Raw genomic sequence first — 14,804 nt, 5'->3', positions numbered from 1 at the left:
CGACAAAGGAAGGTTGAATTCTGTTTATTCCGCCGCGAGCCGGATGACCTCCGCCTCTTCTTCCTTGTGCTCGTCCGGCTTGTGCTGGACGAGCGGACGGTTGCCCGTCAACCGCCGTAGCAGCACGTAGAAGACGGGCGTCATGAAGATGCCGAAGAAGGTCACCCCGATCATGCCCGAGAAAACCGCGACACCCATGGCCGCGCGCATCTCCGCGCCGGCGCCCGTGGAGACGACGAGCGGCACGACACCCATGATGAACGCCAGGGAGGTCATCAGGATCGGGCGAAGACGAAGGCGGCTGGCCTCGATCGCGGCCTCCCGCGGTGTCCTTCCCTCGAACTCCAGTTCGCGGGCGAATTCCACGATCAGGATCGCGTTCTTCGCCGATAGACCGACAAGCACCACAAGGCCGATCTGGGTGAAGATATTGTTGTCTCCACCGGTGAGCCAGACTCCTGTCAGCGCGGCCAGTACACCCATCGGCACGATCATGATGATCGCAAGCGGCAGCGTCAGACTTTCATACTGGGCGGCAAGCACCAGGAAGACGAGCAACAGTGCCAGCGGGAAGACGACGATACTGGAGTTACCGGCAAGGATCTGCTGATAGGTCAGATCCGTCCATTCGAAGTCGATACCCGCAGGCAGGGTCTCGTGAAGGATCTTCTCGATAGCGGCCTGCGCCTGGCCGGACGAGAAGCCCGGCGCCGGACCGCCGTTGATATCGGCAGCGAGGAAGCCGTTGTAGCGGTTCGCGCGCTCCGGACCGGTGCTCGGCTCAACCTTCAGCAGGGCTGAAAGCGGGATCATCTCACCCGATGCCGAACGGACCTTCAACTGGCCGATATCTTCCGGCTGAGCGCGGAATTTGGCATCGGCCTGCACACGGACGCTGTAGGTGCGGCCGAAGGCATTGAAGTCGTTCACATAGAGCGAACCGAGATAGATCTGCAGTGTCTGGAAGACGTCGGTGACGGAAACCCCGAGCTGCTCGGCCTTGGCGCGGTCGAGATCGGCATAGAGCTGCGGCACGTTGATCTGGAAGCTGGAGAACAGCCCGGCGAGCTCAGGCGTCTGATAGGCTTTCGCAAGAACTGCCTTGGTGGCCTCGTCGAGCGCCTGGTTGCCAAGGCCTGCACGATCCTCGATCTGCAGCTTGAAGCCGCCCGTCGTGCCGAGACCGTTGACCGGCGGCGGCGGGAACATGGCGATGAAGGCATCCTGAATGGAGCCGAACTTCTGGTTCAGCGCCATAGCGATGGCGCCCCCGGAGAGATCAGGCGTCTTGCGCTCCTCGAAATCCTTCAGCGTCACGAAGACGATGCCGGCATTCGAAGAGTTGGTGAAGCCGTTGATCGACAGGCCCGGGAAGGCGATCGCATTGGCAACGCCCGGCTGCGCCAGCGCGATGTCGGTCATGCGCTTGATGACATTTTCCGTGCGGTCGAGGCTTGCGGCGTCCGGCAACTGGGCGAAACCGATCAGATACTGCTTATCCTGAGACGGCACGAAGCCGCCGGGGACCGTACTGAATAGGCTATAGGTCGCACCGACCAGCGCCAGATAGATCACCATGACGATGCTCTTGCGCGACAGCAATCCGCCCACGCCCTTGCCGTAGGCATTCGAGCCCGCGCCGAAGACACGGTTGAAGCCACGGAAGAACCAGCCGAAGATGGCGTCCATGAAGCGCGTCAGCCAGTCCTTCGGCTCATGATGGCCCTTCAGCAGAAGGGCTGCCAGCGCTGGCGAGAGGGTGAGCGAGTTGAAGGCCGAGATGACGGTCGAGATGGCGATCGTCAGTGCGAACTGACGATAGAACTGACCCGAAAGGCCGGAGATGAAGGCCAGCGGAACGAAGACCGCGACGAGGACCAGCGCGATCGCGACGATCGGACCGGAGACTTCCTTCATCGCCTTGTAGGTGGCGGCCCGTGGCGACAGCCCCTGTTCGATATTGCGCTCGACGTTTTCGACCACCACGATCGCGTCGTCGACGACGATACCGATCGCGAGCACCAGCCCGAACAGACTGAGCGCGTTGATCGAGAAGCCGAAGACATACATCACCGCAAAGGTGCCGATGATCGATACCGGAACCGCGATCAGCGGAATGATCGAGGCGCGCCATGTCTGCAAGAACAGGATGACGACGAGAACAACAAGCGCAATGGCTTCGAGCAGCGTGTCGATGACCTTCTCGATCGAGGCACGCACGAATTTCGTCGTATCGTAGACGATCTCGTATTTAACGCCCTCGGGCATGGCGAGCTGCAGCTGATCCATGGTGGCGTGCACATTGTCGGCGATTTCGATCGCATTCGAACCGGGCGCCTGAAGCACGGCAACGGCAACGGCCGGCTTGCCGTCGAGCAGCGAACGCAGCGTATAGTCCGCGGCACCGAGTTCGATGCGGGCGACATCGCGCAGGCGGGTGATCTCGCCACTGGCGCCCGTCTTAACGATGATGCTGCCGAACTCCTCGGGTGTGCGTAGGCGGCCCTGAGCATTCACGTTGAGCTGCAGATCCACACCCGGCTGGCTCGGCGATGCGCCGATGATGCCGGCGGCGGCCTGGACGTTCTGGGAACTGATGGCGTTGCTGATGTCGCTCGCGGCGAGATTATGCTCGGCAGCCTTCTGTGGGTCGATCCAGACCCGCATGGAATAATCGCCAGCGCCGAAGACCTGCACCTGACCGACGCCGGCGATGCGGGCAAGCCGATCCTTGATATTCAGAGTCGCGTAATTGCGAAGATAGGTGATGTCGTGATTGTCACCGTCGGAGACGAGGTTGACGACCATGATGAAGTTGGGCGAACTCTTGACCGTCGTGATGCCGAGCGAACGGACTTCCGCCGGCAGCCGCGGTTCGGCCTGCGAAACGCGGTTCTGCACCAACTGCTGCGCCTTGTCGGCGTCGGTGCCGAGCTTGAAGGTGACGGTCACGTTGAGCACGCCGTCGGATGTCGCCTGGCTGGACATGTAGAGCATGCCCTCGACGCCGTTGATCTGCTCTTCGAGCGGCGTCGCCACGGTTTCGGCGATGACCGACGGGTTGGCGCCGGGATAGGTGGCGCGCACGACAATCGACGGCGGCACCACCTCCGGATATTCGGAAATCGGCAGCGAGCGCAGGCCGATCAGGCCGGCAACCACGATGAGGACCGAAAGAACGCCGGCAAAGACCGGGCGGTCGACAAAGAATCTGGAGATGTTCATATCAAAGCCCTCTCCGGGGTGAACATGGATGCAAAGTCCCTCTCCGGCGGTTTGGAAGCCGCCGGCGGGTCATATCATTTCGGGTATTGGCCTTCCCAGAAGCGAAGGCATCGCCCTCCCCCGGGAGGGGCAGGCGATGTGTTATTGAGCGGTCGCGACCTTCTCTTCCATCTGGGGTGCTACGACTGCCCCTGGACGGATGCGCTGCAAACCGTTGACGACAATCGTCTCGCCGGCGTTCAGGCCGCTTTCGACCACCCGCTGGCCATCGGAAAGTGTGCCGAGCTGGACCTGCCGGTAGGCGACCTTGTTTTCGGCATCGACGACGAAGACGAATTTCTTGTCCTGGTCGGTGCCGACGGCGCGGTCGCTGATGACGATCTTGTTCTCGGCCTTCGGCTGGCCCATACGCACCCGCACGAACTGGCCGGGGATGAGACGCCCGCCCGGATTGTCAAACACGGCGCGCACGCCGATCGTGCCGCTTGAGGCATCGACCTCATTGTCGATCAGCTGCAGCTTGCCCTTGATGGGCGTACCGCTGTCGGTCAGCGTGCCGACCTCGACCGGGATCTGCTCGACCGGAGGCAGGGCGCTGTCGGTCTGCGGAAGCTGGGCAAGCGCCCGCGTCACCATCTCTTCGCTGGCGTTGAAACTCGCATAGATCGGATCGACCGAAACAAGCGTCGTCAGCGCCGGCGAGGTCGAGCCGGCTGCGACAAGGTTACCGGCGGTAACCTCGATCTTGCCGATGCGGCCGGAAACCGGAGCCCGCACCTGCGTATAATCGAGATCCAGCTGGGCCGACTGCAGCGCAGCCTGTGCCGACCGCAGCCCCGCCTGAGCCTCGGTCAGTGCGCTCTGGCGCTGATCGAGATCGCTCTGGGAGATGGTGCGATTGTCGGAAAGCCTGTGGCCACGATCGAGTTCGGTTTGCGCCAGGCTGACCCTGGCCTCGGCCGAAGCGACCTGGCCTTGCGCCTGGGCTACGGTTGCCTGGTAGGGAGCCGGGTCGATGGTGAAGAGCAGGTCGCCCTGCTTCACCAGCGCCCCTTCGCGGAAAGCCACCGCCAGGATGGCGCCGGCGACGCGGGAACGCACCTGCACCCGGTCGACGGCTTCTAGACGGCCGGAGAAACTCTCCCAGGCCGTCACGTCGCGCGCCGCAACGACGGCGACCGTCACCGGCACAGCGGGAGCCTGTGCGGGGGCGGAAGCAGCCGTGGCGGTCGTGCTCATCGGCAGCTCGAAAAACAATGCAGCGCCGGAAACGGACGCAATAAGGCCTAAGCCGGCGCCCACCAGGGCCCAGCGCTTCTTTCTGGACGTCATCAGTGCTCTCCTTGCGGCTACGAGCCGCCGAAATATCAGATCTTCTTCAATGCAATTGCGTTTGGACGCTTACGTCCCGAAGGAAGCTTCCGAAATGGCGGCTGACGTTTTCCTGCCAGTCGGGCGCTCCGTCGGATTTCCCACCATAAATCGAAGGCCAGCCCGTCCCGGCGGGAAGGACATGCTGGCGCACACCGACGCCGGCCGTTTTCAGGCGGGCGCCGTAACCAATTGTCTCGTCGTGCAGAGGATCGTCCTCCGCAGTGAGTATCAGCGCCGGCGCGACGCCTGAAATACGCGAACAGAGACAAGGCGCTGCATAAGGGTGACAACCGCCACCGCTTAGATAGTGGCTCCAGCCTTCCGTCCAGCGCCGGCGCATGCCGATGGCATCGGCCTTGCGGATCGAGGACGTGCCCATGAACGGATCGAGCAGCGGCGAAATCAGCACCTGACCGTCGAGCGCATCCGGCATCTGGTCGCGCGCCTTCAGCGCCACGCCGGCGGCAATATTGCCACCCGCCTCTTCGCCGGCGACGAAGAGCAGCGATTTGCGGTCACCGAGGCCAGCGCGTTTGTTGGCGAGATAGCTGAAGACGGAGAAGGAGACTTCCAACGCCCTCGGAAAAATATTATCGGAAAGGCTGCTGTAATCAGCGGCGACAACAATGGCGCCCGCCTTGGCGAGACTCATTGCCACCGGCCGGTCGACGTTCTTGTCGCTGTCGAGAAACGCGCCGCCATGCAGGTAAAGCACGATTGGCGGACCCTTGCCGTAATCGGCGCCCTGGTAGATACGTGCGGAAACGGGGCCGATGGCCACCTTATCCAGCATCATATCTTTCCATTCCACCGTCATGCGTCCGGTCTCTTTTGCGTCAGCCAGAAGCAGACAACGCCTGCCGCTTGCATTTTGTACAAAAAAGATATTGTTATTCCAACCGAGGAATAAGAAGCTATATCGCGATAACACTGTTCCAGATCTCGAACAATGGTGCAACGCAAACCGCGGATTTCAAACCGATGGATCAGCTTTCGGCAATGCGCGTCTTCATTCGCGTGGTGGAGACGGGCAATTTCACCCGTGCCGCCGACATGCTCGCCATGCCCAAGGCGACGGTAACCAATCTCATCCAGGGCCTGGAGGCGCATTTGCGCACCAAGCTTTTGAATCGTACCACGCGCCGGGTGATGGTGACCACGGACGGCGCGCTTTATTACGAACGCGCCGCCCAGATTATTTCGGAGCTGGAGGAACTCGATGGCAGCCTCTCCAATTCGCAGAGCCTGCCGAGCGGGCGGCTGCGTGTCGAGATGGCCGGCGCTTTCGCCGATTGGATCGTCGTTCCCGCGCTCTACGATTTCTATCAGCGTTATCCCGATATCCGCATCGATCTCGGGGTCGGCGACCGCACGGTCGATTATCTTGCAGAAAATGTCGACTGCGCGCTACGGGCCGGCACGCCGGCCGATCAGTCGCTGATTGCGCGGCGTGTCTCCGAAGTCGAGATGATCACCTGTGCTTCGCCGAACTATATCCAAAAATTCGGCATGCCCGAGCGGCCGGAGGATCTGGAGGCCGATCATTACTCCGTCAATTATTTCCGCGCTCAGAACAACCGAACGCTGCCCTTTGAATTTCGCCGGCACAACGAGGTGATCGAAACCAGTCCACGTTACATCGCCTCGGTTAACGATAGCCGCACCTATCTGACAGCTGCGTTGACGGGGCTCGGCGTCGCGCAGGTGCCGATTTTCATGGCGCGTGAGCCGATGGCAAGGGGTGAACTCGTCCGCGTGCTCCCGGACTGGCGCCGCGATCCGCTGCCGCTCTACGTCGTCTACCCCCCGAACCGCCACCTCAGCAACAAGGTCCGTGTCTTTGTCGACTGGCTGGTAAAGCTTCTGGTAGAGGCGAGACTGAACGACGGCTGAGCGCCAAAACAAGTACGGCCCGGAAGGCAGGGGAAACCTTCGACGGGCCGCACTGTGCAACTTTGAACATCAAGCCTGTCGCACCGCAGGAAGAGAGCGGCAGGCTCTGGAGTTTCGGAAAAGAACGGTAGGGAATTCCACTCTCTCCCGATAGAACAAACATAGGTACTCCCCGCAGGATTGTAAGGGGAAATTCCGCAAGCCCGTTCACATAATCGCGATGACGGCTTGGCTCATGTACCCCCGTCGGCGGGCCGGGTTTCAGTTCTCGACGGCCGGCTTCAGCAAATCGTCGATGCCATAGGGCATCGGCCGCTTGCCTTCGTCAGATCATTCCGCCATTGGCGCGCAGCGTCTGGCCGTTGATCCAGCCGCCGTCGGGGCCGGCGAGGAAGGCCACCGCGGCGGCGATGTCTTCAGGTGTGCCCAGGCGCTCCAGCGGGTTCATCTTGGCCATCCGGGCAATCAGCTCGTCCGACTTGCCGTTGAGGAAAAGGTCCGTGGCAACAGGACCAGGTGCGATGGCGTTGACGGTGATGTTGCGGCCGCGCATCTCCTTGGCCATGATCGCTGTCAGCGTTTCGACCGCAGCCTTGGTGGCGGCATAGACTCCGTAGGTTTCGAGCTTCAGCCCGACGACCGAGGTCGAGAAATTGATGATCCGGCCGCCGTCGCGCATCCGCTTGGCCGCTTCGCGTAGCGTATTGAAGGTGCCCTTGAGATTGACGCTGACTTGGCGGTCGAAATGGGCATCATCGGCCTCAGCCAGCGAGGACAGCATCATGATGCCGGCATTATTGACGAGGACGTCGACACCGCCGAAGGCAGTTTCCGCAGCATCGAACATGCGACGGACGGCTTGCGCATCGCTGACATCGGCTTTCTCAGTCAGCGCCTTGCCGCCGGCCTGCTCGATCTCCCGGGCGAGTTCCTCGGCCGGGGTGGCGTTGCCGGAGTAATTGATGACGACGGTGAAACCGTCCTTGGCGAGGCGTCGGGCGACTGCCGCGCCGATGCCGCGGGAAGCGCCGGTGACCAGCGCCACCTTGCCGTTTTCTTGGGAAGCCATGGTCCGTCTCCTTCATCCTGCGCCGCAGCGCGTTTTCGATGAGGAGAAGATGCGCCTTTTCCTTCCGCGGATAATCAGGCATTCTTCGGCATCACTATCCGGGAATGGCGAACAAAAAGATGGACAGATTCGATGCCATGCGGGTGCTTTGCCGCGTCGTGGAACGCCGCAGCTTCACGCTTGCCGCCGAAGACACCGGCCTGCCGCGCTCGACCGTCACCGATGCGGTGAAGCAGCTCGAGGCCCGCCTCGGCGTGCGCCTGCTCCAGCGCACCACACGCCATGTCAGCCCAACGCTCGACGGCGAAGCGTATTACCAGCGCTGCCTGTCGATCCTTGCCGATATCGAAGATGCCGAAGGCGGCTTTGCCGGCGCCAAGCCGAAGGGTCTGCTGCGCGTCGATGTGCATGGCACACTCGCCCGCCATTTCGTGCTGCCGAGCCTGCCGTCTTTTCTCCAGACCTATCCTGAGATCGAATTTTACATGAGCGAAGGCGACCGGCTGGTCGATCTGGTGCGCGAGGGCATCGACTGCGTGCTGCGCGTTGGCACGCCTGGGGATAGCGACATGATCGCCCGGCGCGTTGCCATGCTGGATGAGATCACGCTCGCCTCACCTGGCTATGTCGCCACCCATGGCCTGCCGCAGCATCCAGACGGGCTTGCCGGCCACCGCATGGTCGGCTTCCGCTCCAGCAGTACAGGCAGCCTGTTACCGCTCGAATTCATCGTCGACAGCGCGGTGCGTCACATCACCATTCCCGCTACCGTCGCCGTCAACGCCGCCGAAAGCTACATTTCAGCGGCGAGGATGGGCCTCGGCATGATCCAGATCCCACGCTATCACGCCGAAAAAGACTTGGCCGAAGGAACGCTTATTCATGTCCTCAAGGATTTTCCGCTGACCCCGACACCGGTTTCCCTGCTCTATCCGCGCAACCGCCAGCTTACGCCGCGCGTGCGCGTCTTCATCGACTGGCTGGTGAAGGTCTTCGCACGACAAAATTCGGAAAACGCGTTTATTACAGCACCGCGCGTCTGAAAAGACGCGCAAAGGATGCTGTAACACTCTGAATCGCTGCATAATTCCCTAAATCGATTCCGATTTAGGGAATTATGCAGTAAAACGCACCTTGCTAATATGAGCGTTCTTTGGGGAAACGGCCATGGCACTCAATGATATCACCGTCTACCAGACGGAAGACGGCTTTGTCGTCGAATTCGGCGGCGAAGGCGAAGACAGGATTGCCGCGACACTGCGGAGTACGCCCGAGCTGACCCTGGAAACCGCCGTCTTGCGGGCCAAGACCCTGCTTGCGGCAGCGATCGAACCTGCCCATAACGACGGCGCGCGCAGCAAGGACCCAGCTTTGCTCGAAGAAGAGCTGGAGGAAGGTCTGGAAGGCTCCTTCCCGGCGAGCGACCCGGTCTCGGTCACCGTCTCCTCAATCCCGATGCGCGATCCGAATGCCGGCCGCTGATGCCGGTGGCTGAAAGCATGAAGCGGTTTTGGGATGACGGCGGGTGCGATGAATGTTATCTGCGTCGGCCATGACCGATGGTGGAACGATAACTGGCGCGATCGGCGCTGGCGCGCTCACCGGCGAAAACCTCAGGGCGTTTTTCGAGCGCGACGCGATCACCGTCTCTCGCGACCTGCTCGGCTGCCATCTCACTGTCGATGGCGTCGGCGGCCGGATCACCGAGACCGAAGCCTATTTCCCCGATGACGAGGCCTCGCACAGTTTCCGCGGCCCGACCAAGCGGAACGGCGCCATGTACGGCCGCCCCGGCAATGTCTACATTTACCGCATTTACGGCATGTACTGGTGCCTGAACTTCGTTTGCCATCCGGGCTCGGCCGCGCTCATTCGCGCGCTGGAGCCGGAAACGGGAATCCCTCTGATGATCGAGCGGCGCGGCACCGAGAGGCTGACCGCGCTCTGCAGCGGTCCCGGCAAACTCTGCCAGGGGCTCGGCATCGATATTCAGATCAACGACCGTCTGCTCGACCGCCCGCCCTATGCGATCGCGCCGTCAGCACCGGTGCCGATCATCTCGGGAAAACGCATCGGCATCACCAAAAATGCCGAAGCACCGTGGCGCTTCGGCATTCAGGGCTCGCGTTATCTCAGCAAACCTTTCCGCTGATTATTCCATGACCGCACTATGGTCGACGGCGGGCGCTGCTTTCGGCTTGCGCAGCAGCAGCACCAGCGGAATGACCGCGAGCGACATCACCATCAGCAGCTTGAAATCGTCCATGTAGGCGATGATCGTCGATTGCAGGGTGATGATCTCGTTGAGCGAAGCGCGCCCCGCCGCCGTCAGCGGACTGAGCCCCTGCGCCGCCACGGCATTGAAGGCGTGGTTGAATGGCGTCACATAGGCCGCGATCGATTCATGATTGCTCTGCGTGTTCTCGACGATCAGCGCCGCGACGATCGAAATGCCGACCGAGGAGCCGATGTTGCGCGACAGGTTGTAGAGCCCGGTGCCGTCGCCGCGCATATGGGCGGGCAGCGTGGCGAAAGCGATGGTTGTCAGTGGCACGAACAGGAAACCGAGGCCGGCGCCCTGTATGAAGCCGACCGAGACGATCGTCCATTGCGAGACGTCGGGCGTCCAACCGGTCATGTCGTGCATCGCCCAGGCAGTCAGGCCGAGGCCGAGCACCAGCAGCCAACGCGTATCGACCTTGCCGATCAGACGCCCGACGATGAACATGCAGAGCATGGTGCCGAGCCCGCGCGGCCCCATGACGATGCCGGCGGTGATGACGGGATAGCCCATCAGCGTCTGCAGGTATGGTGTCATCAGCGCCAGCGAGGCGAGATAAGTGATACCGATCACGAAGATGAAGATCATGCTGATGGTAAAATTCTGGTCGAGAAACAGCTTCGGATTGACGAAGGATTTCTCCGCCGTCAGCGTATGCACGATCAGCAGATAGAAAGCGGAAGCGCAGATCAGCGCCTCGAGGATTATCTCGCCGGAGGAGAACCAGTCGAGCTGCTCGCCGCGGTCGAGGAAGAGCTGCAGCGAGGCGATGCCGAGACTCATCATCCCGAACCCGAACCAATCCAGTTTGGCGAGGAAATCTCTCTTGGTCTCGGTGACGAAGATGACGATGCCGGCGAAGGCAAGCGCGCCGATCGGAATGTTGATGTAGAACACCCAGCGCCAGCTGATGTTATCAGTCAGCCAGCCGCCGATGACGGGACCGAGCACCGGCCCGACCATGACCGAGACGCCGAAGAGGGCCATGGCCGACCCGCGCTCCTCGACGGTATAGATGTCGAGAAGGATCCCCTGCGAAAGCGGCACCAGCGATGCGCCGAACAGACCCTGCAGCAGGCGGAAGGCGACGATCTGATTCAGCGATTGCGCCAGGCCGCATAGGATCGAGGCGGCCACGAAGCCGGCGATAGCGACGAGCAGCACGCGCTTGCGGCCGAACTTGGCGGCAAGGAAGCCTGACGGCGGCGTCATGATCGCCGCCGCGACGATGTAAGAGGTCAGGACCCAGTTGATCTGGTCGGCAGAAGCCGACACGCTGCCCTGAATATAGGGCAGCGCCACGTTGGCGATCGTCGTGTCCAGCGCCTGCATGATGACGGCGAGGATGACGCAGGCCGTGATTGCGCCGCGATTGGCAACCGGGGTCGCCGGGGAAGCGGAAGCGTTACTCATGATCCTTGCCCTGAGGCCGACCCAGAAGCTTGTTGACGAAATCGGGCAGGCCGCGGGCATGACCGGTCTCGACATCGACCACCGTGCTCATGCCGACGCGAAGCGGCGGCTTGCCTTCGGTGTCTTCGATGCTGACGCGCATCGGAATGCGCTGGACGACCTTCACCCAGTTGCCCGTGGTGTTCTGCGCCGGCAGCAGCGAGAAGCTGGAGCCTGAGGCCGGGCTAATGCTCTCGACCTTGCCCTTCCACGTCACGCCAGGATAGGTGTCGACGTAGATCTCGGCCGTCTGGCCTGGCTTGACGTAGGTAAGCTCGGTTTCCTTCGGGCTGGCGGCGATCCACAGATGATCGGTGGCAACGAGCGAGAAGGCCTGCTGCGAAGCCTGCAGGTAGGAGCCGACCTGCAGCGCGTTGACATTGGTGACGATGCCGTCGAACGGCGCCTTGACGACGCTGTGGTCGAGTTCGCGCTGGGCATTGTCGACATTCGACTTTGCCTGCAGGTAGAGCGGGTTCAGCTCGATCGGCTGATCGGCCGAACCGCCGAGCTGGGCAAGCGTGGTTGCGGCTTCCGCCTTGGCGACGGTCACCTTCTGCTCAGCAGCCTCGAGATTATGCTTGGCTTCGTCATAGGCCGATTGCGTCGCGCTGCCGTTGTTGACCAGGTTCTGCTGCCGGTCGAATTGATCCTGGTAATAAGGCAGATCGGCTTGCGCCTGGGTAATCTCGGCCAGCGACTGCTGGTAGCTCGCCTTGAGATTCATGATCTGGTTGCGCTGCACGCCGAGCTGCGCCTTGGCGCCGTCGAGCGCGATCTTGAAGGAATCGGCTCTGAGGCTGAAGAGCACCTGCCCCGCCTTGACCGCCTCGTTCTCGTGCACTTTGATCTGCTCGACGATACCCGAGACATCGGTGGTAAGCCCGACCATGTCGGCCTGGAGATAAGCGTTGTCGGTCGACATCACCTGGCCGCCATTGACGTAATAATAACCGCCGACAACGAGTGCCACCGGCAGCAGGGCGAACAGGATCGGCCGAGTGAGACTGCGCCGGCGGCGGACCTTGATGCCGCCGGGCGCAGCCACGGCGGCAGCCGGCGCTGAATTGGATGAAGGCGCTTCGGCTACCGTTTCCTGCTGTTTCGTTTGGTTGTCTTCGACAGATGTCTTGGTATTGGCGTCAGCAACGACGCGGAGGGGGGATTGATCAGCCATCGTTCGTCTCGTTCTCGTCAACCGGGGTCCGGCATGCCTGAACCAGGTTCGTCTTCATTACGGATAGGGTGTGGAAAAGCTGCTCGCGCTGCTCGGCTGAAACGCTTTGCAGCGCTTCCGCGCGGGTGGTGTCGCCAATCTCGCGCATTTCGGCGAGCAGCGGATGCGCCTCTTCGCGCATGTAGAGCAACCAGATGCGCCGGTCGGTCGGGTGCTGACGGCGCTCGATCAACCCGCGTTCGGCGAGTTTGTCGAGGATGCGCACCAGCGTAATTGGCTCGACCTCGAGGATTTCGGCAAGCCCGCTTTGATGGATGCCTTCATTGTTCGAGAGATAGGCAAGCGTCTGCCATTGCGATCGGGTCAGCCCAAGGCACTTCGCACGCTGCTCGAACCGCTTGCGCAGCAGCCGCGCGACGTCGTGGAGAAGGAAACCGAGGGTAGGAGTGGCGTTCATGAAAACCTGTGACTGTTATTTATAAGCATACTTATAATATGGGTAGATATATTGAGCTTGTGCGCTGCACAAGGGTATGGAAGACAGATTCGGCCGCCGCGGTGAAAATGCCGCAGCCGGCCGAGCCTATCCTGGGTTCCCCTCTATCGCCCTTTCGAGACGCCAGACGGTAGCCGCGGCCCGGCTCCGCCCTAGTTCCGAGACAGGAGCAGCCTCCGTCGGAGGCGCGCATTGGGGAGCTCGATGGCGTTCTTCGAAAGCATGTTGACGCTGCTGCTGGTGGCAATCGTCTTTCTGCAATTCTCCAGGAAGTTCAAAATTCCATATCCGACCATGCTGGCGATCGCCGGCGTCATTGTCGCCGCCGTGCCCTGGGCGCCCGAGGTCGCGATCGATCCCGAACTTGCACTTGCGCTGCTGGTGGCACCCGTGCTCTTCGACGCCGCCTATGATCTGCCGCCGAGAACGTTGCGACGAAACTGGCTGCCGCTCTTCTCGCTCGCCGCCATCGCCGTGATCCTAACGGCCGCCGCGGTCGCCACCGTCAGCGTGACGATGGCCGGCCTGCCGCTTGCCGCTGCCGTCGCACTCGGCGCCATCGTCGCGCCGCCGGATGCCGCGGCGGCGACCGCCATGCTCGACCGTTTCACCCTCCCGCGCCAAACCTATGTGATCCTGAAGGGCGAAAGCCTGCTCAACGACGCCGTCGCGCTGCTGATCTTCAGCGCCGCGGTTGCCGCGGCGGCGAGCCCCACCTTCTTCGCCGGCGTTCTGGCGCAACTGGCGCTCGCCGTGCCTGGCGGCCTCATCCTCGGTTACCTCATGGGCCGCCTGTACATGATCGTCGGTCTGAGGCTGGCCGGCACGCTTGGCGGCACCTTGCTCGAATTCGTCGCCACCTTTGGCACGTGGATCATCGCCGAGCGGCTGCACCTTTCGGCCATTCTGGCGATCGTCGTCTATGCCATGGTGATCGCCCGATACATGCCCGAGCGGCAGACCGCCCGCCACCGCATTCATTCGTATTCGGTCTGGGAAGCAGCAGTTTTCCTGCTCAACGTGCTCGCCTTCCTGCTGATGGGCCTGCAGGTCCGGCAGATCGTTCTCGACCTCGATCCCGGTCGCCTGAGTTTCGCCATCACCTTAGCCGCCGCGGTCTTCATCACCGTTATCGTCGTCCGCCTGGCCTGGGTACTCTTCTATAATCGCGTGGTGAACTTTCTCGCCGCGCGCGGACACACGACACAAGCGGCTCCGACATTCGCGACCAGCCTGCTTGCCGGCTGGTGCGGCATGCGCGGTCTCGTCACGCTGGCGACAGCACTTGCTCTGCCAATCGACTTTCCGGATCGCGATATCATCCTGCTCAGCGCGCTGGCCGTCGTTCTCGGCACGCTCATCATCCAAGGCCTGACGCTCGGACCGCTGATCCGTTTCCTGAAATTCGACCCCGACACCTCGCTGGACCGCGACCTCGTCAGAGCTCGCGTCGCGTTGATCGATGCAGCGCTTGCCGAGCTTGCCGACGACGAGGATAAATCCGCGCGCATCCTGCGCGAGGTCTATACCTCCGAACGCGAGATCGCCGCCGACGGAAAACACCCACGCGAGGTCAGCAAGTTGGACAAGCAGCGCCGCAACGTCATCGCCGCCAAACGCCGCAGACTGGCGGCGATGCGTCGTGCAGACGAGATCGACGACGATGTTTTTCACATGCTGGAACAGGAGCTCGATTGGGCCGAACTCGCCGTCCTGCCGCCCGGCCGCGACGAGATCGTCGAGAGCTGACGCCATCCATGACGTTTTGATGGATTTCGAAACCGCAGCCAATTGGCATTTGCTATTTTTCGCCGCTGCCGTTTATATCCGGTTCCAT

At 61.9% G+C, this 14,804-nt stretch carries 12 protein-coding genes; 5 read left to right on the top strand and 7 right to left on the bottom strand.

Annotation, left to right across the window (positions count from 1 at the left end):
- Nucleotides 1-24: 24 nt before the first annotated feature.
- The 3 genes from HJB83_RS19745 to HJB83_RS19735 all read right to left on the bottom strand — a co-directional run bounded on the left by HJB83_RS19745 (nt 25) and on the right by HJB83_RS19735 (nt 5,416).
- A complete protein-coding gene (locus HJB83_RS19745) occupies nt 25-3,225 on the bottom strand; it encodes an efflux RND transporter permease subunit (protein WP_207581555.1) in 3,201 nt (1,066 codons plus the stop codon).
- Nucleotides 3,226-3,366: 141 nt separating this feature from the next.
- Nucleotides 3,367-4,557 (bottom strand): efflux RND transporter periplasmic adaptor subunit, encoded by a 1,191-nt coding sequence (locus HJB83_RS19740; RefSeq protein WP_221116547.1) that lies wholly within the window; start codon nt 4,555-4,557, stop codon nt 3,367-3,369.
- 46 nt (nt 4,558-4,603) lie between these two features.
- Nucleotides 4,604-5,416: an alpha/beta hydrolase gene (locus HJB83_RS19735; protein WP_207581557.1), complete on the bottom strand. Its 813-nt coding sequence runs from the start codon at nt 5,414-5,416 to the stop codon at nt 4,604-4,606.
- A 164-nt stretch (nt 5,417-5,580) separates the two neighbouring features.
- Here HJB83_RS19735 and HJB83_RS19730 point away from each other — a divergent pair, with 164 nt between their 5' ends.
- On the top strand, nt 5,581-6,492 hold the full coding sequence (locus tag HJB83_RS19730; RefSeq protein ID WP_207581558.1) for a LysR family transcriptional regulator: 912 nt from the start codon (nt 5,581-5,583) through the stop codon (nt 6,490-6,492).
- Between the two features lie 325 nt (nt 6,493-6,817).
- On the opposite strand, the gene HJB83_RS19725 is transcribed toward HJB83_RS19730, so the two are convergent.
- Nucleotides 6,818-7,561 carry an SDR family oxidoreductase gene (locus HJB83_RS19725; RefSeq protein WP_221132311.1) on the bottom strand — a complete coding sequence of 248 codons (744 nt, stop codon included), beginning with the start codon at nt 7,559-7,561 and terminating at the stop codon, nt 6,818-6,820.
- 119 nt (nt 7,562-7,680) lie between these two features.
- Between HJB83_RS19725 and HJB83_RS19720 the strand changes: the two genes are divergently transcribed.
- From HJB83_RS19720 to HJB83_RS19710, 3 genes are all read left to right on the top strand, one after another.
- A complete protein-coding gene (locus HJB83_RS19720; protein WP_207581560.1) occupies nt 7,681-8,604 on the top strand; it encodes a LysR family transcriptional regulator in 924 nt (307 codons plus the stop codon).
- A 124-nt stretch (nt 8,605-8,728) separates the two neighbouring features.
- A complete protein-coding gene (locus tag HJB83_RS19715; protein WP_207581561.1) occupies nt 8,729-9,043 on the top strand; it encodes a hypothetical protein in 315 nt (104 codons plus the stop codon).
- Nucleotides 9,044-9,095: 52 nt separating this feature from the next.
- Nucleotides 9,096-9,713: a DNA-3-methyladenine glycosylase gene (locus HJB83_RS19710; protein WP_207581562.1), complete on the top strand. Its 618-nt coding sequence runs from the start codon at nt 9,096-9,098 to the stop codon at nt 9,711-9,713.
- Here the strand turns inward: HJB83_RS19710 and HJB83_RS19705 are convergent, their stop codons facing one another.
- The 3 genes from HJB83_RS19705 to HJB83_RS19695 are packed head-to-tail and all read right to left on the bottom strand — an operon-like array spanning nt 9,714 to nt 12,928.
- Nucleotides 9,714-11,255, bottom strand: coding sequence for a DHA2 family efflux MFS transporter permease subunit (locus tag HJB83_RS19705; protein ID WP_207581563.1), 1,542 nt, complete (start codon nt 11,253-11,255; stop codon nt 9,714-9,716).
- Complete coding sequence (locus tag HJB83_RS19700; protein WP_207581564.1) at nt 11,248-12,471, bottom strand: HlyD family secretion protein; 1,224 nt, start codon at nt 12,469-12,471, stop codon at nt 11,248-11,250. Before HJB83_RS19700 ends, HJB83_RS19705 begins: the two co-directional genes overlap by 8 nt.
- Nucleotides 12,464-12,928, bottom strand: coding sequence for a MarR family winged helix-turn-helix transcriptional regulator (locus HJB83_RS19695; RefSeq protein WP_207581565.1), 465 nt, complete (start codon nt 12,926-12,928; stop codon nt 12,464-12,466). Before HJB83_RS19695 ends, HJB83_RS19700 begins: the two co-directional genes overlap by 8 nt.
- 243 nt (nt 12,929-13,171) lie before the next feature.
- Here HJB83_RS19695 and HJB83_RS19690 point away from each other — a divergent pair, with 243 nt between their 5' ends.
- The gene (locus HJB83_RS19690; protein ID WP_207581566.1) at nt 13,172-14,716 is read left to right on the top strand and encodes a sodium:proton antiporter; all 1,545 of its coding nucleotides are present in this window, start codon (nt 13,172-13,174) and stop codon (nt 14,714-14,716) included.
- The last annotated feature ends 88 nt before the right edge of the window (nt 14,717-14,804 follow it).

Source organism: Rhizobium sp. NZLR11, from assembly GCF_019685115.1.
GTDB lineage: Bacteria > Pseudomonadota > Alphaproteobacteria > Rhizobiales > Rhizobiaceae > Rhizobium.
Note: the sequence above shows the minus strand (reverse complement) of the source record. Positions and strands in the feature narration are given on the sequence as shown.

What these genes read in the sequence shown, in the direction of transcription:
- HJB83_RS19695 (WP_207581565.1), bottom strand. Translation starts at nt 12,928, where the DNA reads ATGAACGCCACTCCTACCCTCGGTTTCCTTCTCCACGACGTCGCGCGG.
- HJB83_RS19740 (WP_221116547.1), bottom strand. Translation starts at nt 4,557, where the DNA reads ATGACGTCCAGAAAGAAGCGCTGGGCCCTGGTGGGCGCCGGCTTAGGC.
- HJB83_RS19715 (WP_207581561.1), top strand. Translation starts at nt 8,729, where the DNA reads ATGGCACTCAATGATATCACCGTCTACCAGACGGAAGACGGCTTTGTC.
- HJB83_RS19710 (WP_207581562.1), top strand. Translation starts at nt 9,096, where the DNA reads ATGTTATCTGCGTCGGCCATGACCGATGGTGGAACGATAACTGGCGCG.
- HJB83_RS19720 (WP_207581560.1), top strand. Translation starts at nt 7,681, where the DNA reads ATGGACAGATTCGATGCCATGCGGGTGCTTTGCCGCGTCGTGGAACGC.
- HJB83_RS19730 (WP_207581558.1), top strand. Translation starts at nt 5,581, where the DNA reads ATGGATCAGCTTTCGGCAATGCGCGTCTTCATTCGCGTGGTGGAGACG.
- HJB83_RS19735 (WP_207581557.1), bottom strand. Translation starts at nt 5,416, where the DNA reads ATGACGGTGGAATGGAAAGATATGATGCTGGATAAGGTGGCCATCGGC.
- HJB83_RS19705 (WP_207581563.1), bottom strand. Translation starts at nt 11,255, where the DNA reads ATGAGTAACGCTTCCGCTTCCCCGGCGACCCCGGTTGCCAATCGCGGC.
- HJB83_RS19725 (WP_221132311.1), bottom strand. Translation starts at nt 7,561, where the DNA reads ATGGCTTCCCAAGAAAACGGCAAGGTGGCGCTGGTCACCGGCGCTTCC.
- HJB83_RS19700 (WP_207581564.1), bottom strand. Translation starts at nt 12,471, where the DNA reads ATGGCTGATCAATCCCCCCTCCGCGTCGTTGCTGACGCCAATACCAAG.
- HJB83_RS19690 (WP_207581566.1), top strand. Translation starts at nt 13,172, where the DNA reads ATGGCGTTCTTCGAAAGCATGTTGACGCTGCTGCTGGTGGCAATCGTC.
- HJB83_RS19745 (WP_207581555.1), bottom strand. Translation starts at nt 3,225, where the DNA reads ATGAACATCTCCAGATTCTTTGTCGACCGCCCGGTCTTTGCCGGCGTT.